Here is a 549-nt window from a genome sequence, read left to right on the forward strand (position 1 = left end):
ATCGGTCACGCTGTTGATGACCGTCAACGGCTGCTTACGGCCATCAACCTTCAGGTGATTGAAGGTCGGGGTGACGGCGTCCGGAATCATCACCGGAAAGGATATCGGCGCGACAATGACCAGGTTTTCGTTCAGGCGCACCGGAATCGGCACTTGAACCGAGCTGCGCGCCGGTGCCAGACCGCTTTGCACAATGATCAGAACGTCACTTTCATCGGCCTTGGCTGCACGCTTGTCGAGGTTACGCAAAGCGTTCTGCAGAAACGGCATGTCCGGGCGCAGTTCGATGGCTTGGCGATAACCGGGCGCCGCGAGGTCGCGCTCACCCAAGGCTTCATAAGTGAACCCGGCCAGATAGTGACTGAACGCACTTTGATAGCCGTTCTTCAGTTCGAGCACTTGTGGCGCATCGAGTATGGCCACCGGATAACCTTGCAGATCTTTGTAGCGCAGGGTGATGCCCTGTGACTTGGCCTCTGCCTCTGCCGCTTCGTATTGCAATTCGCGTTGCCGGGCGATCAGTCCTTCGCGTTCATGGGTCTTCTTGAT

Annotated in this window: 1 protein-coding gene; it reads right to left on the bottom strand. The window is 57.4% G+C overall.

Annotated elements, in window-relative coordinates; translation table 11 throughout:
* Positions 1-549: COG3014 family protein (locus tag BK660_RS30400; protein WP_473087024.1), on the bottom strand; the 549-nt coding region annotated here is incomplete at both ends.

The organism is Pseudomonas brassicacearum (assembly GCF_003732265.1).
GTDB lineage: Bacteria > Pseudomonadota > Gammaproteobacteria > Pseudomonadales > Pseudomonadaceae > Aquipseudomonas > Aquipseudomonas brassicacearum_D.